Raw genomic sequence first — 19,393 nt, 5'->3', positions numbered from 1 at the left:
ACAGATGACGCCGAAGACGGCCCGATCAGACAGCCTTGACCGCAACGACGGCGTTGGTGCCGCCAAAGGCGAAGCCGTTGCTGATCGCCACACGCACGTCGCGCTTCTTCGCCACGTTCGGCGTCACGTCGAGATCGCAATCGGCGTCCGCCTCGCGATAGTTCGCGGTCGGCGGCACGATGCCTTCGCGCACGGCGTTGACGCAGGCAATCATCTCGAGCGCGCCAGAGGCGCCGAGGCAATGGGCATGCATCGACTTTGTCGACGACACCGAAAGCTTGTCGGCATGGGCGCCGAAGACACGGCGGATGGCCGCCGTTTCGATCTGGTCGTTGGCCTTGGTGCCGGTGCCATGGGCGTTGACGTAGTCGACGTCCTCGGGAGCCAGTCCGGCATCCGCCAGGCAGGCGCGCATCGCCGACGTCGGGCCTTCGACTGTCGGCGCCACGATGTCGGAAGCGTCGCCGGACATGCCGGCTCCCGCCAGTTCGGCCAGGATCGTCGCGCCGCGGGCAACGGCGTGGTCATAGTTTTCGAGCACGACCATGCCCGCACCCTCGCCGAGAACCAGCCCTTGCCGGTCGGCGGAGAACGGACGGCACGTGTCGGGTGCAACGACGCGCAGCGCTTCCCAGCCCTTGATCACGCCCCACACCAGCGGCGCATCGGTACCGCCGGCGACGATCGCGTCAGCGCGGCCGAGCAACAGCTGGTCCATTGCGGTTGCGAATGCGTGGTTGGACGACGAGCAAGCGGAGGTGACGCCGAACACCGGCCCGCGCAGGCCAAGGTTCATGCTGACCTGGCCGGCGGCGGCACCCGGCATGACCTTCGGCACGGTGAAGATGGCGGCGCGGGTCCTGCCTTCGAGTAGGATGGCGCGGTAGTTTTCCTCGATCGCTTCCCAGCCGCAGACGCCGACGCCGACGATGGTGCCGACACGATGGGTGTTGCTGTCGTCGACGACCAGGCCGGACTGGCGCAACGCTTCCTTGGCCGCGATCACGGCCAGAAGGCTGAAGCGGTCCATGGAAACGAGCTGCTTGCGGTCGATGCCGTGCTCGGGCAGCTGCTTGATCTCCGCGCCGATGCGGATCTTGAGCTCATGCAGCTCGCCATTGGTCAGCGGCCCGATGGCCGAACGGCCGGCGCGCATGGCATCCCAGATGGCGGGTGCATCGGTGCCGAGCCCGCACAGCCCGCCGATACCGGTGATGACGATGCGGGGACGCTTCATCTCAGGCAGATTTTGCAATCAGGGCGCGAACGGCTTCGACCATGTCGCCGACATTCTTGAGGTTGCTCCAGGCGTCGACGGTGTTCATCTCGATCTCGATGTCGTATTCTTCCTCAAGGTCGAAGATGATCTCGGTAAGCTCGAGCGAATGGATGCCAAGCGCCGTCAGCTCGGTGCCGAGCGTGATCTCTTCGCCACCTTCCTCGGCATGCGCCTTGATCTTGGCGATGATGTCCGTTGCCAACTGGTCGGCCATAAATACCCTTCCCCAGAACTCTCTAACTTGTCATGTCCGCGCCGCGCAGCTCCTGCGCCGGGCGCGAACCAGACCTTATCAGACGATACCGCCCCCGAATTGAGCCAAAAAGGCGTCCCTGTATAGAAAGCGAAACGCGAGGAGGCAACAAGCTTGTATATCGACAAATCCGCCATTGCAGCTACCCTCCGGGCATCATGACATCAGGCACATCACTGTCCGCCCAGGCTGACGCAGCGGCAATATCGACGCAGCGCGTGAAGGCTCGAGCCCGTATCGAGGTTGAGCGCCGGGCCAGCCGCAGCCGCCTCGCCCGCCTCTACCAGGACGGCGCCGCCAAGATCAGGCTGCCCGAGACCGCAGCCGATCCGCTCGAAGCGGTGCTGATCAACATGGCCGGCGGCCTGACCGGCGGCGACAGGCTTGGCTGGGAGGTGTCCGTCGGCGCGGACGCTCGTGCCGTCGTCACAACCCAAGCCTGCGAAAAGGTCTATCGTGCGCTCGCGGGTCGCGCCGAGATCGATGTTCGCCTGTCGGTCGGCGCCGGCGGCTATCTCGGCTGGCTGCCGCAGGAAACGATCAGCTATGATCGCGCTGCCTTTTCGCGCACGCTGGACGCAGATCTCGCGGCGGGTGCCGAGGCGCTGGTCGTCGAAGCGACGGTGTTCGGTCGCTCCGCCATGGGCGAACGCGTCGAAACCGGTACCTTCCGCGACCGCTGGCGCATCAGGCGCGAGGGCCGGCTCATCCATGCCGAAGATTTCTTCGTCGGTCCCGACATCGGAGGAACGCTCGACCGCCCGGCATCGGGCGACGGACGCATTGCCGTCGCAACGTTGCTGCTCGTTGCCGATCGTGGCGAACAGTTGCTCGAACCGGCACGGCAGATCGTCGGCGACGATGGCGGCGCCAGCTTCTGGACGGTGGGGCAAACTGGCAAGCTTCTTGCGAGGCTTCACGCCGGGGACGGCTACACGTTACGGAAGCGACTGATACCGCTGGTCGCCCTGCTCAATGGACAGGCAGGCCTGCCCAGATTGTGGTCACTCTAGAAATTTCGGTGCGCGAATGAACCTGACGCCAAGGGAAAAGGACAAGCTACTGATCGCCATGGCGGCCATGGTGGCGCGCAAGCGTCTCGAGCGCGGGGTCAAGCTCAACCATCCCGAAGCGGTGGCGCTGATCTCCGACTTCATCGTCGAGGGCGCCCGCGACGGCCGCTCCGTCGCCGAACTGATGGAGGCCGGCGCCCATGTCGTCACCCGCGCCCAGGTCATGGACGGCATCGCCGAGATGATCCACGACGTCCAGGTCGAAGCCACGTTTCCCGACGGCACCAAGCTCGTCACAGTCCACGAACCGATCCGCTGAGGCCGCCATGCTCGAACTGCGTCCCAATTGCGAATGCTGCGACCGCGACCTGCCACCCGAGGCGAAGAACGCCGTCATCTGCACCTTCGAATGCACCTTCTGCAGCGACTGCGCGGAAGGTGTGCTCTCGGGCAGCTGCCCCAATTGCGGCGGCAACTTTTCGGCTCGGCCGATCCGGCCCGCGGCCATGCTTGCGAAATATCCTGCTTCGACCAGGCGCGTGCTGAAAGCCGAAGGCTGCGCGTCGAAATCCGCCGCCTGATTGCCCTGAACGAAAGGTTATCAACGATGCTCAAGCGTCTCGCTGTCGCCCTCTCCTTGATGTCTTTGTCGGTCGCACCCGCCTTCGCCCACCTCAATCCGGATGAGCACGGCTCGCTGCTCGCCGGCGTGTCGCATCCGCTGTTCGGCATGGACCACATCCTCGCCATGGTGGCCGTCGGCCTGTGGGCTGCCCTGCTCGGCGGCCGCGCCCTGTGGCTGGTGCCCGCGGCGTTCGTCGCCACCATGGCCGTTGGCTTCGCGGCTGCCATCGCCGGAGCGCCCCTGCCCTTCGTCGAACCGGTCATCCTCGCATCCGTCGTGGTGATCGGCCTGCTTGCCGCGATCGCGCTCAAGGTGCCGACATGGGCCGGCATGTTGGTGGTCGGCGTCTTCGCCTTCTTCCACGGCCACGCCCATGGCGGCGAACTCGGCTCGGCCGGCGCGCTGAGCTTCGGCATCGGCTTTGCGCTGTCGACGGCACTGCTGCATGCCACCGGCGTTGGTCTCGGCCTCGGCATCGGCGGCGCCTTCGGCGGCGACACCGGCCGCCTCGTCACCCGCATCGCCGGCGCTGCCACGGCCCTCGGCGGCCTCTGGCTGGCGCTAGGAGCATAAGAGCATGATCCCCGGTGAAATCATTACGGCCGAAGGTTCGATCGAGCTCAACAAGGGCCAGCCGACGGTAACGCTCAAGGTCGCCAATACGGGCGACCGGCCGATCCAGGTCGGCAGCCACTTTCATTTCTACGAGACCAATGGCGGCCTGAAATTCGACCGTGAACAGGCACGCGGCATGCGGCTCGACATCGCCGCCGGCACCGCCGTGCGCTTCGAGCCCGGCCAGGAGCGCGACGTCACGCTGGTGCCCTATGGCGGCAAGCGCGAGGTCTATGGTTTCCAGAAGAAGGTGATGGGTAAACTCTGATGCCGGCACAAATCTCCCGCGCCTCCTATGCCAAGATGTTCGGCCCTACCGTCGGCGACAAGGTCCGGCTCGCCGACACCGAGCTGTTCATCGAGGTCGAGAACGACTTCACATGTTATGGCGAGGAAGTGAAGTTCGGCGGCGGCAAGGTCATCCGCGACGGCATGGGCCAGAGCCAGCTGAGCCGCGCCCAGGGTGCCGTCGACTGCGTCATCACCAATGCCGTGATCCTCGACCACACCGGCATCTACAAGGCCGATGTCGGCCTCAGGGACGGGCGCATCGCCGCCATCGGCAAATCAGGCAACCCAGACACCCAGCCCGGCGTCACCATCATCATCGGACCGGGCACCGAGGTCATTGCCGGCGAAGGCAAGATCCTGACCGCCGGCGGCATCGACACCCACATCCATTTCATCTCGCCGCAGCAGGTCGACGAAGCACTGAACTCCGGCGTCACCTGCATGGTCGGCGGCGGCACCGGCCCGGCGCATGGCACGCTCGCCACTACCTGTTCGCCGGGACCATGGAACATCGCCCGCATCATCCAGGCCTTCGACGGCCTGCCGATGAACATCGGTGTCTTCGGCAAGGGCAACGCCTCGCTGCCGGGCGCGCTGGAGGAGATGGTGCTGGCCGGCGCCTGCGGGCTCAAGCTGCACGAAGACTGGGGCACGACGCCGGCGGCCATCGACACCTGCCTGTCGGTCGCCGACGCCCATGACGTCCAGGTGACGATCCACACCGACACGCTCAACGAAGGCGGTTTCGTCGAGGACACCGTCGGCGCCTTCAAGGGCCGCACCATCCACTCTTTCCACACCGAAGGTGCCGGCGGCGGCCACGCGCCTGACATCATCAAGGTCTGCCAGTACCCGAACGTCATCCCGGCCTCGACCAACCCGACGCGACCCTACACGGTCAACACCATATCAGAGCATCTCGACATGCTGATGGTCTGCCATCATTTGTCGCCGTCGATCCCCGAAGACATCGCCTTCGCCGAAAGCCGCATCCGCAAGGAGACCATCGCGGCGGAAGACATCCTGCACGACCTCGGTGCGTTTTCGGTGATCTCATCCGACAGCCAGGCCATGGGCCGCGTCGGCGAGATGATCATCCGGACCTGGCAGACCGCCGACAAGATGAAGCGCCAGCGCGGATCGCTGCCCGGGGAAAAAGGCAACAACGACAATTTCCGTGCCCGCCGCTACATCGCCAAATACACCATCAATCCGGCGATCGCGCATGGCATGTCGCGCGAGATCGGCTCGATCGAGGTCGGCAAGCGCGCCGACCTGGTGTTGTGGAATCCGGCCTTCTTCGGCGTGAAGCCCGATATGGTCCTGCTCGGCGGCTGGATCGCCACCGCGCCGATGGGCGATCCCAACGGCTCGATCCCGACGCCGCAGCCGAGCCATTTCAGGCCGATGTTCGGCGCCTATGGCAAGGCGCTGACCCACAGCTCGATCACCTTCGTCTCGAAGGCCGGGCTGGAGGGCGGCCTGCGCGACCGCATCGGCGTGGCAAAAGAGATGGTGGCGGTCGAAAACACCCGCGGCGGCATCGGCAAGCGCTCGATGATCCTCAATGATGCCATGCCTGAAATCGACGTCGACCCCGAAACCTATGAGGTCCGTGCCGACGGCGAGCTACTCACATGCGAGCCGGCGACGGTGCTGCCCATGGCGCAGCGCTACTTCCTGTTCTAGCTTCAGGCTTGCGATGAGGAGGCCGCGATGAAGCTCGAAATGATCCAGGTGGACGCCTTCACCGACAACGTTTTTTCGGGCAATTCGGCTGCCGTCGTGTTCCTCGCGGACTGGCTGCCCGACCAGGTGCTCCAGGGCATCGCCCTGGAGAACAACCTCGCCGAGACGGCGTTCCTCAAGCCAAGCCACGATGGCTGGGACATCCGCTGGTTCACGCCCACCGACGAGGTGCCGTTCTGCGGTCACGCCACGCTGGCCTCGGCCTGCGCGCTGCATTTGCGCAAGGGTGTCGAGCGCACCATGCGTTTCTCCACCCGCGAGGTCGGCGATCTTCTCGTCACACCGCAGGGCGACGGCTATCGCATGGACATCCCGCGCTTCGACCCCGACTTCGCCATATCAGGCGATGCGCTGGTCAACGGCCTGCGCGATGACCGCTGGGTGCAGTTGTTCCGCAACCGCGAGAACTACTTCGTCGAGCTGGCCTCCGAGGCTGCGCTGCTTGCCTACCGGCCCGACCTGCCGCGCATCGCCGAACTCGGATCGTTCGGCCTGTGCATCACAGCGCGCGGCAATGATTGCGACTTCGTCTCGCGCTACTTCGCCCCCGGCGCCGGCATTCCGGAGGATCCGGTTACCGGCTCGACGCATGCCACGCTTGCTCCCTACTGGGCTGCAAAACTCGGCAAAACGAGCCTTTCAGCACGCCAGCTGTCGGCCCGCGGCGGTGTGCTCGGCTGCGAAGTCGCGGCCGACCGGGTCTATCTGATCGGCCAGGCGGTGATCTATATGGACGCCACGATCCACCTTCCCTGACCGTGTCTGCCGCCGGGGAATCGCCCGCGACCTGATGCCACGTCGGTTGCGCTGGAACCGCCTCCGGCCAATTGGTATTGAGCCCGCGCTAGCTAAAAATTCGGCAGGATTCCCCGAGCCCAAGATCGGGGGTCCCGCTATCTTGGAAATGGAGTTTCAAATGATCGGCAAGAAAGTTCCGGCTGTCACCTTCCGCACGCGCGTGCGCGACGAGGCCGTCGGCGGCCCGAACCCCTTCCGTTGGGAAGACAAGTCCTCGGCCGACTATTTCGGCGGCAAGCGCGTCGTGCTGTTCTCGCTGCCGGGCGCCTTCACGCCGACCTGCTCGACCTACCAGTTGCCCGACTTCGAGAAGCTGCATGGCGAATTCCAGGCCGAAGGCATCGACGAGATCTACTGCGTCTCGGTCAACGACGCCTTCGTCATGAACGCCTGGGGCAAGTCGCAGAACCTCGACAAGGTCAAGCTGATCCCCGATGGCTCGGGCGAGTTCACCCGCAAGATGGGCATGCTGGTCGCCAAGGACAATGTCGGCTTCGGCATGCGCTCCTGGCGCTACGCCGCCGTCATCAACAACGGCCGCATCGAAAAGTGGTTCGAGGAAGAAGGCTTCGCCGACAATTGCGACAGCGACCCCTATGGCGTCTCCTCGCCGCAGAACATTCTTGAAGCGCTGAAGAACGACGACGTCGCCGAAGCCGCATAAGCTTCGCCGTCCTCGCTTGAGACAAACCCCGGCCGCGAAAGCGCGCCGGGGCTTTTTTGTGTCTCGCACACGGCGTGCTCACGGCAACGTCTATTGGCTGGACAGCTGATTCGGCGCACGATGCTCCCTCCAACCCTCGCCGTGAAAACTTTCCCGGAACCGACAATGCCCGCATTCGACCATCCCAGGAGCGTCCCATGACGCCCGATGTCCCGGCCGAGGTCTTCCCGCATATCCGCATCGTCATGGGCATGATCATCGGCCTGGGCATGGCGCGGCTCCTGTCGGGCGTCGCCCGCATCGTCCAGCATCCCGACCAGTACAGGCTCTACCCGGTGCACCTCGCCTGGGTGGCGTCGCTGCTTCTGACGCTGGTGCATTTCTGGTGGTGGGAGTTCGGCCTTTACGCCATCGACAGCTGGACCTTCGGCACCTACCTGTTCATCCTCGGCTACGCGATTGCGCTGTTCCTGCTGTGCGCGCTGCTCTTCCCCGACTCAATGCAGGACTACAAAAGCTACGAGGATTTCTTCTATTCGCGCCGCGCCTGGTTTTTCGGGCTGCTGGCGCTGACCTATCTGCTCGACGTCATCGACACGCTGGTCAAGGGCGAGGCGCATTTCGCCCATTTCGGTGGCGAGTACCTGATCCGCACGCCGATCCTGGTGGCACTTTGCCTCATCGCCATCGCCACCGCGGGCAGGCGATATCATCTGGCATTCGTGACAGCGACTTTGCTGTATCAGATATCGTGGATCTGGCGGCTGTTCGACACCATCGTCTGAGCCGCCGCCGGCCCCCGCCACAGGAACAACGCCCCATGCTGCGCGCAACCAAGATCATCCGTGCCGAGCCCACATCAGGCGCGCAGCCCTTCGACGTCGCCGTGCTCGCCCATGACGAGCGCCACATCAGGCGCCGTGCCATCGCGCTGTCCAATGGCGAACGCGTGCTCGTCGACCTGCCCGACCCGGTCGTGCTCGAAACCGGCGACCTGCTGCTTCTTGAAGACGGCCGCACGGCCGGCGTCGTCGCCGCCGAGGAGGAGCTCTACGACATCCGCGCCCGCGACGCCGTCCAGCTGACGCAGCTCGCCTGGCACATCGGCAACCGCCACCTCGCCGCTGCCATATCGGCTGATCGCATCCTCATCCTGCGCGACCATGTCATCAAGACGATGTTGGAGGGTCTGGGTGCCGAGGTGATCGACATCGTGGCCCCCTTCGAGCCTGTGCGCGGCGCCTATTCCGGCCATGGCAACGATCACAGCCACGCGCATGATCATGGTCATTCCCACGGTCACGCCCATCATCACGAACGAAGCCACAATCATGGTCATGACCACCCCGAGCATGATCATGAGCACGACCATGCTCATCACCACGACCATGGCGGCCACCATCATCACCACCATGACTGAGCGCGGCAATGCCTCGCTGTTGCGGCTGATGGCCTGGCTGTCGCCGACCTTCCCGGTCGGCGGATTTTCCTACAGCCACGGCCTCGAACGGGCCGCACATGATAATCTGATCGGCAGCCGCGACGACCTCGCAGCATGGCTGACTGCGCTCGCCGAGATCGGCTCGGGCTGGAACGACGCGGTGCTGTTCGCAGAAAGCTGGCGCCGCGCCGCTGCCGACGGCGACCTGCGCGAGGTGGCGGAACTCGCCGAAGCATTGGCCGGCTCGCGCGAGCGCCACATGGAATCGATGCTGCAGGGCGAGGCCTTCCTCAGCGCCGCCGCTGCTTGGCCGCATCCTGTCGTCGCGCGGCTTCCGGCCGAGTGCCCCTATTGCGTCGCCGTCGGCGCCGTCACCGGCGCCCATGGCATAACGCTGGAAGATGCGCTGGCCGCCTGGCTGCAGGCTTTCTCCACCAACCTCCTTCAGGCGGCAATCCGGCTAAGCGTCATTGGCCAGACGGCTGCAACCAGCATCATTGCCGGCTTCGAGCCTGTGGCGCTCCGTGTGGGCGCACGTGCGGCAGTATCGACCCTCGACGATCTGGGGTCCGCTGCCCTAACCTCCGACATCATGGCGATGCGCCACGAGACCCAACATTCGAGACTGTTCCGCTCATGATCGTTCTCGCCTTCGCCCTGGCCTTCGTGCTCTATCTGATCGCCGCAATCCACGCCTATTGGGGCCTCGGCGGCGTCTGGCCCGGTACGGACCAGGCCTCCTGCGCCCGCGCTGTCGTCGGGGCACGCGGCATCAGGACCATGCCCACGCCCTTTGCCTGCTTCGCCGTCACCGCTTGTCTCATCGTGGTGACGCTGTGGCCGCTGGCGCTTGTCGGTGTCTTCGCCACGCCCTTTCCCAAGCCTGGCCTGGCAGCGTCGGCGCTGATGGTCGCGCTGGTGTTTATCGGCCGTGGCATTGCCGGCTTCACGCCGGCATGGCGCAGGCTCTCGCCCGAGATGCCGTTCGCTCGGCTCGACAGGCAGTATTATTCGCCACTGTGCCTCGTCATCGGCACGGGTTTCGTCATCCTCGCCTTCAACGGATTCCAGTCATGACCTCGAAAAACGGCCCGCTTCGTATCGGCATCGGCGGCCCGGTCGGCTCGGGTAAGACGACGCTGACCGAGAAGCTGTGCAAGGCGCTGCGCGACGAGTTTTCCATCGCGGTCGTCACCAACGACATCTACACCAAGGAAGACGCACTGCTGCTCGCCCGCCTGCAGGCGCTGCCTGAAGAGCGCATCATGGGCGTGGAGACGGGCGGCTGCCCGCACACGGCCATCCGCGAGGACGCCTCGATCAATCTGCAGGCGATCGCTGAGATGAACAGGAAATTCCCCGACCTTGACATCGTCTTCATCGAATCCGGCGGCGACAATCTGGCCGCGACCTTCTCGCCCGACCTCGCCGACATCACGCTTTACGTCATCTCGGTCTGCCAGGGCGAAGAGATCCCGCGCAAGGGCGGCCCCGGCATCACCCGTTCCGACTTCCTGGTCATCAACAAGAGCGACCTTGCGCCTTATGTGAACGTCAATCTCGAGGTCATGGAAGGCGACGCCGCCCGCCAGCGCGGCAAGCGTCCGTTCGGCTTCACCGATCTGTCGCGCGGCAAGGGGCTGGAAGCGGTCATCGACTTCATCGTCGAGAATGGCGGGCTGAGGCTGGACCAGCTGAAATCAGCATGAGCCGATGTTGCCGCGCCAGTCATGACGCGGCATTCTTCCTGCCACCGCATCGCTCCGAAGCCGGCAACGACCTTGCGAAGGTACGATACGCCAGCAAATTGCGAGGGAGGAACAAATGCCCGTCACCCAGCTCAAGCAGACCAATCTGCCGTTCTACGAAGAGCGCGTCGACCTCGCCTGCGCCTTCCGCTGGACGGCGCGACTCAATATGCACGAAGCTGTGGCCAACCATTTCTCGCTTGCCGTCAACGACGAGGGCTCGAAGTTCCTGATGAACCCCAACCAGGTGCATTTCTCGCGCATCAAGGCGAGCGACCTGCTGTTGATCGACGCCAACGACCCCCAGACGATGTCAGGCCCCAACGCGCCCGACCCGACCGCATGGGGCCTGCATGGCGCGGTCCATCGCAACTGCGCGCACGCGCGCTGCGTCATGCATGTCCATTCGATCCACGCCACCGTGCTGGCCTCGCTTGCCGATTCCACCTTGCCGCCGATCGACCAGAACACCGCGATCTTCTTCCGCCGCCATGTCATCGATGGCCATTATGGCGGGCTCGCCTTCGAGGAAGAAGGCGAACGCTGCTCGCAGTTGCTGGCCGACCCCAAGATCAAGGTGATGATCATGGGCAATCACGGCGTCATGGTCATCGGCGACAGCGTCGCCGATACCTTCAACCGGCTCTATTATTTCGAGCGCGCCTGCGAAACTTACATCAAGGCGCTGTGGACCGGCCGGCCGCTGCGCACGCTATCCGACGAGATCGCCGAAAAGGCCGCGCTCGAGCAGGAAGACTATCCCGGCCAGGCCGAGCGCCACCTCGCCGAGCTCAAGGCGATCCTCGACGAGCAGGAGCCGATGTACCGGAACTAGTAGCTAGTCCAGCCCAAGCAGCGCCCTGACCTCTTCAGCGCTATGCGCCACCAAGGCGCCAGCCGGGCCATCGATCTTGTCCTGCGGCCAGAAGATGGTGCGCATGCCGGCGGCAACGCCGGCCATGGCGCCGGTGACGCTGTCTTCCATGACAGCCGTGTCGGCCAGGTCGATGCCGGTGAGGTAGGCAGCGCGCAGATAGGGTTCGGGATCGGGCTTGCCGAGACGCACGTCGTTGCGGCTGATCGTCTTCATCGTCGGCTCGTGCACGCCGACGGCCTGCAAATTGGCCTCGACCACTAAGCGGTCTGAATTGGAGACGATCGCCTGGACCACACCCCTTGCCTTCAGATCGCGAAAAATCTCCATCGCGCCCTCGCGCGGAAGCAGGTCCGGCGCGCGGCCCAGATAGTGATCGTATTTGAGGGCAATCCAGTCGTCGAAGTCTAGGGCGAGGCCGAACTGGTCGCGCAGCACCTCATAGACCGGCCGCGCCGCCTGGCCAACGACACGCGCGTGCAGGTCGGCCGGCGGCTCGATGCCGACGCTGCGCAGCGCCGAAACAAGCGATTCCTCGTGCAGCGGCTCGCTGTCGATCAGCGTGCCGTCCATGTCCCAATACACTGCCTTCGGCGTCATATGACCGGTCCCTGTTCACCCCATTGCTCATAGGAGCTTTGGCGGCGGAAATGAACCGTTGATATGACAGCGGGGAACACATGCGCGTGCGGAGGCTCAAACCCGCCGGCCGCAAGGGTCCTTGCCGTCGATGTAGCCGACGTCGCGCTGGAGGTGGTCCGGCAGGTCACGGAAGTCCAGCACGCGTTTTCTCGAACGCAGCCCGAAGGCTGCAGCCAGACGTGAGGTCCAGCCGATCTGCTCGCAATGGAAAAGGCTTGCCTGTGCCGTGGCCATGATCGTCATCCTTTAGAGATGCTTGAAATTTGCTGATGTCTTGACCTAGATATTGGTCTGGAATGATTGACTTTTCCAATTGAACGTCGATCACAACCCATTAAATGGCCTTATGTATGGGAGTGCGGGAAATGCCGCTTCAGCTGCCGCCTTTGACCGCGATCAGGGTGTTCGAAGCCGCTGCCCGCCAGGGCAGTTTCACCAAGGCCGCGGCCGAGCTCGGCATGACCCAGGCCGCCGTCAGCTACCAGATCAAGCTGCTCGAGGAGCGCGTCGGCGCACCGCTGTTCCTGCGCAAACCGCGCCAGGTGGTGCTGACCGAGGTCGGCAGCCGCATGGTGCCTATGGTGACAGAGGCATTTGGGCTGTTGAGCGAGGCCTATCAGGTGGCGCGCGCCGGCTCCGGCGGCACGCTCGGCATTTCGACGGTCCACACCTTCGCGTCGAACTGGCTGGCCCCCCGCATCGGCTCGTTCCAGCTGCGCCACCCCAACATCGCCGTCCGCCTCGACACCTCGAGCTACCTCGTCGATTTCTCGCGCGAGGAGATGGATATCGGCATCCGCTCCGGCTCAGGCAAATGGCCCGGGCTTGCCACCCATTTTTTGCTGCGCTCGCAATTTTCGCCCATGCTCAGCCCGCGCCTTGCCGAAAGCATCGGCGGGATCAAGGAGCCGGCTGACCTGCTCAAGCTCAGGATCCTCAACCCCGCCGACATCTGGTGGAAGGACTGGTTCGCAAAGGCCAATGTGCCGGCGGACGCACTCGACAGGATGCCCGATACCAGCCTGGGTTCGCAGGCCGCCGAGGCCAATGCCGCCATAGCCGGCCAGGGCGTGACGGTCCTGACCACGGCGCTGTTCACCGCGGAACTGGCCGAGGGCCGGCTGATCCAGCCGTTCGAACTCACTGCCCATGGCGGCGACTACTGGCTGGTCTATCCCGAGGGACGCCGCAACGTGCCCAAGATCCGGGCTTTCCGCGAATGGATCATGGCCGAGCTCAATTGCCCGACGGATGCGACAGGCGACTGACAGCACAGCCTGCCCACCTCTGCTGGCATAATCCTTGGTCTTGGTGACAGCTTGCCACAACTGGCACTTTCGGTCACAAACGGCGCCACGACGCGCCAAAAGGGCGGATTCCGTCGTCAAAACTCGCGATATCGACGCCAAATGAGCCGCGATATCGCCACCGAAAGACGAAAAACCATGTCTGCGATCGCAACCGGCGCGCAATCACCGGCCACTCCTTGGCGCGACGAACTTCGCGCCATGCTGGCGCTTGCCTGGCCGATGATCCTCACCAATCTCGCCCAGACGGCGATGACGGCGACCGACGTGATGATCCTCGGCCGGCTGGGTCCCGATGCGCTGGCCGCCGGCGCACTCGGCTCCAACCTCTATTTCGCACCACTGATCTTCGGCCTCGGCCTGATGTATGCGACCTCGCCGATGATGGCGGCCGAGCTTGGCCGCAAGCGCCATTCGGTGCGCGACGTCCGCCGCACCGTGCGCCAGGGCCTGTGGATCGCCGTGCTCATCTCGATCCCGATCTGGGCCCTGTTGTGGTACGCCGAGGAGATACTTCTGGCGATGGGCCAGGAGCCCAAACTCGCCGAGCAGGCCGGTATCTACGTCCATCACCTGCAATGGGCGGCCTTGCCGTTCTTCGGCTACATCGTGCTGCGCTCGTTCATCTCGGCGCTGGAGCGGCCCGGCTGGGCGCTGGTCATCATGGCGATCGCGGTGGCGGCCAACGCGCTCGGCAACTGGCTTCTGGTGTTCGGCAAATGGGGCTTCCCCGAGATGGGCATCGCCGGCTCCGGCCTTGCCACCAGCATCGCCAGCGGCATGATGTTCGTCGGCATGGCGGCCGTCGTCATGATGGAGAAGAAGTTCCGCCGCTACCACCTGTTCGGTCGCTTCTGGCGCGCCGACTGGCCGCGCTTCAGGGCGCTGCTCAAACTCGGCTTGCCGATCTCCGGCATCCTTGCCTTCGAGGTGACTATCTTCAACGCCGCGGCATTCCTGATGGGGCTTATCAGCTCGTCCTCGCTCGCAGCACACGCCATCGCGCTGCAGATCTGCTCGGTCACCTTCATGATCCCGCTCGGTCTCGGCCAGGCCGTCACTGTGCGCGTCGGGCTGGCTTACGGCGCCAGGGACCGCGACGGCATCACGCGTGCCGGCTGGACGGCCTATGTGCTTGGCGTCGGCTTCATGGCTCTGATGGCGCTGGTGATGGTGTTCTGGCCGCATTTGCTGATCTCGGCCTTCATCGACGTCGGCGACCCGGCCAACGCGCAGGTGGTCGGCCTCGCGGTCAGCTTCCTGGTCTTCGCGGCCCTGTTCCAGGTCGTCGACGGCGCCCAGGCGGTATCGGCAGGCCAACTGCGCGGGCTGCAGGATACGAAGGTGCCGATGATCCTCGCTGCGATCGGCTATTGGGGCATCGGCCTGCCGCTTGGCGTGCTGCTTGCCTTCCACTTCGGCTTCGAGGGCCGCGGCATTTGGATCGGCCTGTTCTCCGGCCTCGCCGTGGTGTCGGTGCTGCTGTTATGGCGCTGGCTCCGGCGCGACCATCTCGGCCTGATGCACAAGCCGGTGATCTGACGGGCGCTTCGCAGCACCCGTCTAGGCAACCGCCACCGACACCCGGTTGGCGACCCATTTGCCGGCCGCATTGATGATGCGATCGGGATCGCTGTAGCTCTGCCGCAGAAGGCTCTCATAGACCGCGCCCTCGGCGGCGCGGTCGAGCGGCGTGGCCGAGCCGGTCATTGCCTGCAGTGCCTCGCCAAGTGCCGTCACAGCTCCCGACCCCTCGTCGAACTGCGCCTTCTTGCGCCAGACGAGATCATGCGGCAGCAAGTCGGCGCAGGCCTTGCGCAGGATCCATTTCTCCGTCGTCGGTCCGGTGCTTTCGGGTGAAGCCGGATCGGTGCGCCTGAGCTTCAGCGTCGCCGGAATGCTCTGGGCGAAATCGATCAGCTCGCGGTCGAGGAACGGCGTGCGCGCCTCCAGGCTCTCGGCCATGGTGACGCGGTCGACGCGCTGCAGATTGATGTTGTGCATCGTGCCCAGCGAGCGCGTCAGCTCGTCTGCCAGCTCGCGCGGCCGGTCGATATAGGCGTGGTGATAGCTATAGCCGGCAAACAGCTCGTCGGCGCCTTCGCCCGTCAGCACCGCCTTGACGTGCCGCCGCGCCAGCCTGGCGGCGAAATGCGTCGGCACCGCCGAACGCACCAGGTCGATATCAGCACTTTCGAGATGATAGATGACATGCGGCAGCACGTCGGCAACCTCTTCCGGCGTAAACGCATGCTCGAAATGCTCGGTGCCGAGATAGCCGGCGACCCGCCGCGCCGCGATCAGATCGGGGCTGCCGGCGAGGCCGACGGAAAATGTCTTCAGCCGCTTCGGCGACTGCCTTGCGGCGATTGCCGCGATGATCGAGCTGTCCAGCCCGCCCGACAGGAACGACCCGACCTCGACGTCGGCGACCATCCACTTGGCGACCGCCTCTTCCAGCACCAGCCTGAGCTCGCGCCAGGTCAGCTCCTCGTCGATACCGGGCTCCGGGTCGGCCGCACCTTGCGGTATGCGGTACCAGCGCCGCATGCCGGCCTGGCTGTCGAACATGACGCCAGGTTCGAGCGCTTCGATCTTTGCGACATCTACGCCGTCGAAGGCCTTGAGCTCGGATGCAAACGCCAGCCCCTCGCCGATATGGGCGACATAGAGCGGCTTGATGCCGAGCGGGTCGCGCGCGGCAATGATGCGATCCGGGGTCGCCAGCACGAAGGCGAACATGCCGTCCAGCCGCGACACCCAGCGCAGCGCGTTCTTGCGGAAAAGATGCAGCACGGTCTCGCTGTCGCTGCGGGTCTGGAAGGCGCTCTCGCCGAGGATCGCCCTGAGATCGCTATGATTGTAGATCTCGCCGTTGACGACCAGGATGTCGTCGCCCTGGTAGATCGGCTGGGCCCCGTTGTCGGGGCCGATAATGGCCAACCGGGCGTGCGCCATGACCACCGGGATGTTCCTTGGCCGCAGCACCTCCAGTGCGTCCGGCCCGCGGTGCTCCATCTTGCGGATCATCCGCGAGGCCAGTTCCTCGTCATCGAGGTTCCAGAGGCACACAAATCCGCACATGGCGCTTCGCTCCCGCATGGCCGCCGGGGGTTTTGGTCGGCATGATTGCGATGCTAGGAGCGGCAGCCACCGGGCGCGACAACCGGGTGGCTGACAATTGTCACTCAGGCGACACCGTTCGAAGGTGCCGCCCGACTTGTCGCAGGCGCGTCAGGTCTCCGAGGACATCGCACCCAAGAGCCGCCTGATGTCACCGAATTTGGCGATCAGGCCGAACACCAGCGCCGCCACCGCGACGAAGAACACCGACACCGAGGCCATGGTCGGCGTATAGCCGTAACGCAGGGCATTGAAGATCTTGATCGGCAGTGTTTCCAGCGTGAAGCCGATGGTCATGTAGGCGACGATGTACTCGTTGAGCGACAGCACGAAGGCGAAGGCATAGCCCGAGACGAGATAAGGGCGGATCAGCGGCAGCACCACCGTCTTCAGCACCGTGCGGTCGTCGGCGCCCATCGTCGCCGCTGCCTCGACCAGCGAACGATCGATGGAGGCGAAGCCGAGCGACAGCGTCACCAGCGGCAGGGTGACGAAGAAGATCGCGTGGCTGATGACAGCCGTCCAAGGTTGGCCGTAGAAGCCTGACGTCGCCCAGAAGGTGAGCATGCCGAGTGCGGTGATGACAGGCGGCAGTATGAACGGGGCCAGCCCGAGGATCTGGAACACGTTGGCCCATGGCGCTATGCGCCGCCACAGGAACCATGCCAGCGGAAGCGCTATGGCGACAGCGAGAGCCGCCGCAGTGACCGCCAGCGACAGCGAGGCAAACAGCGCCTTGCGCCATTCCGGATCGACAAAGATCTGTGCGTACCAGGCCAATGAAAAGCCTTTCGGCGGAAAGGCCAGGTCCTGCTTTTCGTTGACCGAGACGCCGGCAACGACGATCAACGGGGCCGCCAGGAACAGGGCAACGGCGACGAAATAGAGCCGGCGAAGGAAAGTCTGTATCACAGCGCGTTCTCCCTGCGTCCGACCAGCAGCGTCAAGCCGACAAGCGCCAGCGACATCAGCACCAAAAACACCGCCATCGCCGCGGCAAACGGCATGTTGGACTGGTAGATGGCCTGGTCGGTGATCAGCACCGACAGTGTCCAGTGCGACGGCCGGCCGAGGATCTGCGGCAACAGATAGGAGCCGAGCGCGAAGACGAAGACCATGATCAGTGTGGCGACGATGGTGTTGCGCAACGCCGGCACCACGACGTTCATGAACGCCCTGACCGGCGAGGCGCCGAGTGTCCGCGCCGCCTCCAGCAGCGTCGGGTCAAGCCGCACCAAGGCGGGATAGAGCACCAGGATCGTATAAGGCAGCGCCTGGTAGACCATACCGGTCAGCACCGCCCAGAAGCTCGGCGTCAGCGCCACCGGCTCCTTCATCAAGCCGATCGCCACAAACAGATTGGTGATGCCGGCGGTTCGTGTAAACAGCGTCGACCAGGCAAAGCCGATGATGACTTCCGACAGCGACAGCACCGACAGCAGGCAGACCAGCCAGATCGTCTGCACCTTTCGCGGCCGCTTGGTGAGCAGATAGGTGAAGGGAAAGGCTATGACCACGCAGCAGATCGCCACCATCACCGCCAGCACCAAGGAAAAGCCCAGCACCTTGCCGAAGAACAGACTGAGGAAACGGGCATAGTTGGAGAAGACGAAATCCGGCGTATAGAAGCCGGAGGGATCGCGCTGGAAGAAGCTGACGGCGATCATCGTCGAGAACGGCACGACGAAAAAGACGATCAGCATCAGCCCGGGAAAGAACAGCGGGCTGTAATCGGCAAGCGATTTCGGCGCCTCGCGTTTCATGATTTCAGCACCACGCAAGACTGCGCCGGCAATGTCACGCCGACCTGCTGGCCGGCCTTGACGTCGGGCCGCTCGCGTGGCGTCGCCACTGCGATGATTGTCTTGCCGCCTGTTTCAACGAAGGTCTCGATGGTGCCGCCGAGATCGCGGACGAAGGTCACCGTGCCTGATATGGCGTCGCCGCCGACGGAGCCGAGATGAACGTCCTCGGGGCGGATCGATACCGAGGCTTTGGTCAGGCCTTCAGGTATCGTGAGGCCTGCAATGGCCTGGCCGAGCACCGAGACCCGGCCGGCGCGATCAACTTCCGCGTCGAGCAGGTTGGTCATGCCGATAAAGTCGGCGACGAAGGCATCGGCCGGCTTGCGGTAGATATCGATCGGCGGTGCGGCCTGCAGGATCTTGCCGTTGCCCATGACGACGACGAGGTCGGCCATGGTCATCGCCTCGCGCTGGTCGTGGGTGACGACGAAGGTGGTGATGCCCAAGCGCTGCTGCAGCTGGCGCAATTCGACCTGCATCGCCTCGCGCAGCTTGGCATCGAGCGCCGACAGCGGCTCGTCGAGGAGGAACAGCTTCGGCGACAGTGCCAGCGCGCGGGCAATGGCAACACGCTGGCGCTGGCCACCCGACAGCTTGGCGACTGGACGGTCGGCGAAACCGGGCAGATGAATGAGCTTCAACAGCTCGTCGGAGCGCTTCTTCTGCTCTTCGCGTGACGCCCCGCGAATGCGCAAGGGATAAGCGATGTTGTCGCCGACGGTCAGATGCGGAAACAACGCCAGCGACTGGAACACCATGCCGAGATTGCGCTTGTGCGTCGGCACCGGTGTGATGTCGGTTCCGTCGAGCAGGATCGCGCCGCTCGAGGGGTCCTCGAGGCCGGCGATCATGCGCAGAAGCGTTGTCTTGCCGCAGCCGGACGGGCCGAGCAGGCAGACGAACTTGCCATGCGGCACCGACAGGTTGGCCGTATCGACAGCGGTGAAGTTGCCGAATGACTTGGTGATGTCCTTAAGCACGAGTCCGGACATGAGGGGGCCTTGAAATGTTGGAGCGGCGTTGCGGAAACCGTTGCTTCTCCCCGTTCACGGGGGAGAAGATGCCGGCAGACAGATGAGGGGCGGTGCGAGCCTTGCCGCGCCGGCTCTGCCCCTCATCCTGCCCTGCGGGCCACCTTCTCCCCGCGAGCGGGGAGAAGGAAAAAG

General features: G+C 64.5%; 24 protein-coding genes. 16 read left to right on the top strand and 8 right to left on the bottom strand.

Going from position 1 to position 19,393, the window contains the following annotated elements; all coding sequences use genetic code 11:
- Positions 1-25: 25 nt before the first annotated feature.
- Together Amn_RS01940 and Amn_RS01935 are read right to left on the bottom strand one after the other, a co-directional pair.
- Entirely contained in the window at positions 26-1,237 is a 1,212-nt protein-coding gene (locus tag Amn_RS01940; RefSeq protein WP_286294421.1) for a beta-ketoacyl-[acyl-carrier-protein] synthase family protein, read from the bottom strand.
- A gap of 1 nt (position 1,238) precedes the next feature.
- Positions 1,239-1,493 (bottom strand): acyl carrier protein, encoded by a 255-nt coding sequence (locus Amn_RS01935; protein WP_067955172.1) that lies wholly within the window; start codon positions 1,491-1,493, stop codon positions 1,239-1,241.
- A gap of 197 nt (positions 1,494-1,690) precedes the next feature.
- Between Amn_RS01935 and Amn_RS01930 the strand changes: the two genes are divergently transcribed.
- From Amn_RS01930 to Amn_RS01865, 14 genes are all read left to right on the top strand, one after another.
- Positions 1,691-2,545 (top strand): urease accessory protein UreD, encoded by an 855-nt coding sequence (locus tag Amn_RS01930; RefSeq protein ID WP_502874745.1) that lies wholly within the window; start codon positions 1,691-1,693, stop codon positions 2,543-2,545.
- 16 nt (positions 2,546-2,561) lie between these two features.
- On the top strand, positions 2,562-2,864 hold the full coding sequence (locus tag Amn_RS01925; protein WP_286294419.1) for an urease subunit gamma: 303 nt from the start codon (positions 2,562-2,564) through the stop codon (positions 2,862-2,864).
- A 7-nt stretch (positions 2,865-2,871) separates the two neighbouring features.
- Positions 2,872-3,126: a DUF1272 domain-containing protein gene (locus Amn_RS01920; RefSeq protein ID WP_067955178.1), complete on the top strand. Its 255-nt coding sequence runs from the start codon at positions 2,872-2,874 to the stop codon at positions 3,124-3,126.
- Positions 3,127-3,152: 26 nt separating this feature from the next.
- The gene (locus Amn_RS01915) at positions 3,153-3,743 is read left to right on the top strand and encodes a HupE/UreJ family protein (protein ID WP_286294417.1); all 591 of its coding nucleotides are present in this window, start codon (positions 3,153-3,155) and stop codon (positions 3,741-3,743) included.
- Between the two features lie 4 nt (positions 3,744-3,747).
- Complete coding sequence (locus Amn_RS01910; protein WP_067955182.1) at positions 3,748-4,053, top strand: urease subunit beta; 306 nt, start codon at positions 3,748-3,750, stop codon at positions 4,051-4,053.
- On the top strand, positions 4,053-5,765 hold the full coding sequence (gene ureC, locus Amn_RS01905) for an urease subunit alpha (protein WP_067955184.1): 1,713 nt from the start codon (positions 4,053-4,055) through the stop codon (positions 5,763-5,765). The genes Amn_RS01910 and ureC overlap by 1 nt, the downstream gene beginning before the upstream one ends.
- Positions 5,766-5,792: 27 nt before the next feature.
- Positions 5,793-6,581, top strand: coding sequence for a PhzF family phenazine biosynthesis protein (locus Amn_RS01900; RefSeq protein WP_286294414.1), 789 nt, complete (start codon positions 5,793-5,795; stop codon positions 6,579-6,581).
- 160 nt (positions 6,582-6,741) lie between these two features.
- On the top strand, positions 6,742-7,287 hold the full coding sequence (locus Amn_RS01895; RefSeq protein WP_067955188.1) for a peroxiredoxin: 546 nt from the start codon (positions 6,742-6,744) through the stop codon (positions 7,285-7,287).
- 197 nt (positions 7,288-7,484) lie between these two features.
- Positions 7,485-8,072, top strand: a complete 588-nt coding sequence (locus Amn_RS01890; protein ID WP_286294411.1) for a hypothetical protein — start codon at positions 7,485-7,487, stop codon at positions 8,070-8,072.
- 35 nt (positions 8,073-8,107) lie between these two features.
- The gene (locus tag Amn_RS01885; protein ID WP_286294410.1) at positions 8,108-8,707 is read left to right on the top strand and encodes an urease accessory protein UreE; all 600 of its coding nucleotides are present in this window, start codon (positions 8,108-8,110) and stop codon (positions 8,705-8,707) included.
- The gene (locus tag Amn_RS01880; RefSeq protein WP_371746538.1) at positions 8,646-9,368 is read left to right on the top strand and encodes an urease accessory protein UreF; all 723 of its coding nucleotides are present in this window, start codon (positions 8,646-8,648) and stop codon (positions 9,366-9,368) included. Before Amn_RS01885 ends, Amn_RS01880 begins: the two co-directional genes overlap by 62 nt.
- Positions 9,365-9,805, top strand: a complete 441-nt coding sequence (locus Amn_RS01875; RefSeq protein ID WP_154385757.1) for a DUF3995 domain-containing protein — start codon at positions 9,365-9,367, stop codon at positions 9,803-9,805. The genes Amn_RS01880 and Amn_RS01875 overlap by 4 nt, the downstream gene beginning before the upstream one ends.
- Positions 9,802-10,437, top strand: a complete 636-nt coding sequence (ureG, locus tag Amn_RS01870) for an urease accessory protein UreG (RefSeq protein WP_067955196.1) — start codon at positions 9,802-9,804, stop codon at positions 10,435-10,437. The genes Amn_RS01875 and ureG overlap by 4 nt, the downstream gene beginning before the upstream one ends.
- Positions 10,438-10,552: 115 nt before the next feature.
- Positions 10,553-11,311 carry a class II aldolase and adducin N-terminal domain-containing protein gene (locus tag Amn_RS01865; RefSeq protein ID WP_154385756.1) on the top strand — a complete coding sequence of 253 codons (759 nt, stop codon included), beginning with the start codon at positions 10,553-10,555 and terminating at the stop codon, positions 11,309-11,311.
- 3 nt (positions 11,312-11,314) lie between these two features.
- Here the strand turns inward: Amn_RS01865 and Amn_RS01860 are convergent, their stop codons facing one another.
- Both Amn_RS01860 and Amn_RS01855 read right to left on the bottom strand, forming a co-directional pair.
- Entirely contained in the window at positions 11,315-11,950 is a 636-nt protein-coding gene (locus Amn_RS01860) for an HAD family hydrolase (protein ID WP_154385755.1), read from the bottom strand.
- Positions 11,951-12,046: 96 nt separating this feature from the next.
- Positions 12,047-12,226: a hypothetical protein gene (locus Amn_RS01855; protein ID WP_154385754.1), complete on the bottom strand. Its 180-nt coding sequence runs from the start codon at positions 12,224-12,226 to the stop codon at positions 12,047-12,049.
- 131 nt (positions 12,227-12,357) lie between these two features.
- On the opposite strand from Amn_RS01855, the gene Amn_RS01850 reads away from it, so the two are divergent.
- Both Amn_RS01850 and Amn_RS01845 read left to right on the top strand, forming a co-directional pair.
- Positions 12,358-13,260 carry a LysR substrate-binding domain-containing protein gene (locus Amn_RS01850; protein WP_154385753.1) on the top strand — a complete coding sequence of 301 codons (903 nt, stop codon included), beginning with the start codon at positions 12,358-12,360 and terminating at the stop codon, positions 13,258-13,260.
- A gap of 177 nt (positions 13,261-13,437) precedes the next feature.
- The gene (locus Amn_RS01845) at positions 13,438-14,841 is read left to right on the top strand and encodes an MATE family efflux transporter (RefSeq protein WP_067955203.1); all 1,404 of its coding nucleotides are present in this window, start codon (positions 13,438-13,440) and stop codon (positions 14,839-14,841) included.
- A 21-nt stretch (positions 14,842-14,862) separates the two neighbouring features.
- On the opposite strand, the gene asnB is transcribed toward Amn_RS01845, so the two are convergent.
- The 4 genes from asnB to Amn_RS01825 all read right to left on the bottom strand — a co-directional run bounded on the left by asnB (position 14,863) and on the right by Amn_RS01825 (position 19,219).
- Positions 14,863-16,383, bottom strand: a complete 1,521-nt coding sequence (gene asnB / locus Amn_RS01840) for an asparagine synthase (glutamine-hydrolyzing) (protein WP_154385752.1) — start codon at positions 16,381-16,383, stop codon at positions 14,863-14,865.
- A gap of 150 nt (positions 16,384-16,533) precedes the next feature.
- Positions 16,534-17,331 carry an ABC transporter permease gene (locus Amn_RS01835; protein ID WP_185910376.1) on the bottom strand — a complete coding sequence of 266 codons (798 nt, stop codon included), beginning with the start codon at positions 17,329-17,331 and terminating at the stop codon, positions 16,534-16,536.
- Positions 17,331-18,185, bottom strand: coding sequence for an ABC transporter permease (locus Amn_RS01830; protein ID WP_154385751.1), 855 nt, complete (start codon positions 18,183-18,185; stop codon positions 17,331-17,333). Before Amn_RS01830 ends, Amn_RS01835 begins: the two co-directional genes overlap by 1 nt.
- Positions 18,182-19,219 carry an ABC transporter ATP-binding protein gene (locus Amn_RS01825; RefSeq protein WP_154385750.1) on the bottom strand — a complete coding sequence of 346 codons (1,038 nt, stop codon included), beginning with the start codon at positions 19,217-19,219 and terminating at the stop codon, positions 18,182-18,184. Before Amn_RS01825 ends, Amn_RS01830 begins: the two co-directional genes overlap by 4 nt.
- Between the last annotated feature and the right edge of the window lie 174 nt (positions 19,220-19,393).

The organism is Aminobacter sp. Y103A (assembly GCF_030294925.1).
Taxonomy (GTDB): Bacteria; Pseudomonadota; Alphaproteobacteria; order Rhizobiales; family Rhizobiaceae; genus Aminobacter; species Aminobacter ciceronei.
The sequence above is the reverse complement of the archived record's forward strand: the minus strand, read 5'-3'. Positions and strand labels throughout refer to the sequence as shown.

Bases quoted from the DNA above. Each gene is read 5' to 3' on its own strand.
- Amn_RS01940 (WP_286294421.1), bottom strand. From the start codon at position 1,237: ATGAAGCGTCCCCGCATCGTCATCACCGGTATCGGCGGGCTGTGCGGG.
- Amn_RS01935 (WP_067955172.1), bottom strand. From the start codon at position 1,493: ATGGCCGACCAGTTGGCAACGGACATCATCGCCAAGATCAAGGCGCAT.
- Amn_RS01930 (WP_502874745.1), top strand. From the start codon at position 1,691: ATGACATCAGGCACATCACTGTCCGCCCAGGCTGACGCAGCGGCAATA.
- Amn_RS01925 (WP_286294419.1), top strand. From the start codon at position 2,562: ATGAACCTGACGCCAAGGGAAAAGGACAAGCTACTGATCGCCATGGCG.
- Amn_RS01920 (WP_067955178.1), top strand. From the start codon at position 2,872: ATGCTCGAACTGCGTCCCAATTGCGAATGCTGCGACCGCGACCTGCCA.
- Amn_RS01915 (WP_286294417.1), top strand. From the start codon at position 3,153: ATGCTCAAGCGTCTCGCTGTCGCCCTCTCCTTGATGTCTTTGTCGGTC.
- Amn_RS01910 (WP_067955182.1), top strand. From the start codon at position 3,748: ATGATCCCCGGTGAAATCATTACGGCCGAAGGTTCGATCGAGCTCAAC.
- ureC (WP_067955184.1), top strand. From the start codon at position 4,053: ATGCCGGCACAAATCTCCCGCGCCTCCTATGCCAAGATGTTCGGCCCT.
- Amn_RS01900 (WP_286294414.1), top strand. From the start codon at position 5,793: ATGAAGCTCGAAATGATCCAGGTGGACGCCTTCACCGACAACGTTTTT.
- Amn_RS01895 (WP_067955188.1), top strand. From the start codon at position 6,742: ATGATCGGCAAGAAAGTTCCGGCTGTCACCTTCCGCACGCGCGTGCGC.
- Amn_RS01890 (WP_286294411.1), top strand. From the start codon at position 7,485: ATGACGCCCGATGTCCCGGCCGAGGTCTTCCCGCATATCCGCATCGTC.
- Amn_RS01885 (WP_286294410.1), top strand. From the start codon at position 8,108: ATGCTGCGCGCAACCAAGATCATCCGTGCCGAGCCCACATCAGGCGCG.
- Amn_RS01880 (WP_371746538.1), top strand. From the start codon at position 8,646: ATGAGCACGACCATGCTCATCACCACGACCATGGCGGCCACCATCATC.
- Amn_RS01875 (WP_154385757.1), top strand. From the start codon at position 9,365: ATGATCGTTCTCGCCTTCGCCCTGGCCTTCGTGCTCTATCTGATCGCC.
- ureG (WP_067955196.1), top strand. From the start codon at position 9,802: ATGACCTCGAAAAACGGCCCGCTTCGTATCGGCATCGGCGGCCCGGTC.
- Amn_RS01865 (WP_154385756.1), top strand. From the start codon at position 10,553: ATGCCCGTCACCCAGCTCAAGCAGACCAATCTGCCGTTCTACGAAGAG.
- Amn_RS01860 (WP_154385755.1), bottom strand. From the start codon at position 11,950: ATGACGCCGAAGGCAGTGTATTGGGACATGGACGGCACGCTGATCGAC.
- Amn_RS01855 (WP_154385754.1), bottom strand. From the start codon at position 12,226: ATGGCCACGGCACAGGCAAGCCTTTTCCATTGCGAGCAGATCGGCTGG.
- Amn_RS01850 (WP_154385753.1), top strand. From the start codon at position 12,358: ATGCCGCTTCAGCTGCCGCCTTTGACCGCGATCAGGGTGTTCGAAGCC.
- Amn_RS01845 (WP_067955203.1), top strand. From the start codon at position 13,438: ATGTCTGCGATCGCAACCGGCGCGCAATCACCGGCCACTCCTTGGCGC.
- asnB (WP_154385752.1), bottom strand. From the start codon at position 16,383: ATGTGCGGATTTGTGTGCCTCTGGAACCTCGATGACGAGGAACTGGCC.
- Amn_RS01830 (WP_154385751.1), bottom strand. From the start codon at position 18,185: ATGAAACGCGAGGCGCCGAAATCGCTTGCCGATTACAGCCCGCTGTTC.
- Amn_RS01825 (WP_154385750.1), bottom strand. From the start codon at position 19,219: ATGTCCGGACTCGTGCTTAAGGACATCACCAAGTCATTCGGCAACTTC.